This is a genomic window from Fictibacillus sp. b24 (genome assembly GCF_030348825.1).
Classification (GTDB): domain Bacteria; phylum Bacillota; class Bacilli; order Bacillales; family Fictibacillaceae; genus Fictibacillus.
This window is the reverse complement of record NZ_JAUCES010000002.1, coordinates 1-1,438: the sequence shown is the minus strand read 5'-3', so window position 1 is coordinate 1,438 and position 1,438 is coordinate 1. Positions and strand designations below refer to the sequence as shown.

Here is a 1,438-nt window from a genome sequence, read left to right as displayed (position 1 = left end):
AAGAGAAGAAGCATTTCTTCTTTTTGAAAGTCGGTTTCGGCTGACACTTACAGATGAGCCCGCGGCGCATTAGCTAGTTGGTGAGGTAACGGCTCACCAAGGCGACGATGCGTAGCCGACCTGAGAGGGTGATCGGCCACACTGGGACTGAGACACGGCCCAGACTCCTACGGGAGGCAGCAGTAGGGAATCTTCGGCAATGGGCGAAAGCCTGACCGAGCAACGCCGCGTGAGCGATGAAGGCCTTCGGGTCGTAAAGCTCTGTTGTTAGAGAAGAACAAGTACGAGAGTAACTGCTCGTACCTTGACGGTACCTAACCAGAAAGCCACGGCTAACTACGTGCCAGCAGCCGCGGTAATACGTAGGTGGCAAGCGTTATCCGGAATTATTGGGCGTAAAGCGCGCGCAGGCGGTCTCTTAAGTCTGATGTGAAAGCCCACGGCTCAACCGTGGAGGGTCATTGGAAACTGGGAGACTTGAGTGCAGGAGAGAAAAGTGGAATTCCACGTGTAGCGGTGAAATGCGTAGAGATGTGGAGGAACACCAGTGGCGAAGGCGGCTTTTTGGCCTGTAACTGACGCTGAGGCGCGAAAGCGTGGGGAGCAAACAGGATTAGATACCCTGGTAGTCCACGCCGTAAACGATGAGTGCTAGGTGTTGGGGGGTTCCACCCTCAGTGCTGAAGTTAACACATTAAGCACTCCGCCTGGGGAGTACGACCGCAAGGTTGAAACTCAAAGGAATTGACGGGGGCCCGCACAAGCAGTGGAGCATGTGGTTTAATTCGAAGCAACGCGAAGAACCTTACCAGGTCTTGACATCCTTTGACCACTCTAGAGATAGAGCTTTCCCCTTCGGGGGACAAAGTGACAGGTGGTGCATGGTTGTCGTCAGCTCGTGTCGTGAGATGTTGGGTTAAGTCCCGCAACGAGCGCAACCCTTGACCTTAGTTGCCAGCATTCAGTTGGGCACTCTAAGGTGACTGCCGGTGACAAACCGGAGGAAGGTGGGGATGACGTCAAATCATCATGCCCCTTATGACCTGGGCTACACACGTGCTACAATGGATGATACAAAGGGTTGCGAAGCCGCGAGGCCAAGCCAATCCCAAAAAGTCATTCTCAGTTCGGATTGTAGGCTGCAACTCGCCTACATGAAGCCGGAATTGCTAGTAATCGCGGATCAGCATGCCGCGGTGAATACGTTCCCGGGCCTTGTACACACCGCCCGTCACACCACGAGAGTTTGTAACACCCGAAGTCGGTGGGGTAACCCTTTTGGGAGCCAGCCGCCGAAGGTGGGACAGATGATTGGGGTGAAGTCGTAACAAGGTAGCCGTATCGGAAGGTGCGGCTGGATCACCTCCTTTCTATGGAGATTATGAAACAGCTTCGACTGTTTCGTAAGTACACCTATTCTTCTTTTGTTCAGTTTTGA

General features: G+C 53.6%; 1 rRNA gene. It reads left to right on the top strand.

The features are described from left to right. Positions 1–1,370, top strand: a 16S ribosomal RNA gene (locus QUF49_RS00010); the annotation flags it as partial. Positions 1,371–1,438 lie beyond the last annotated feature (68 nt).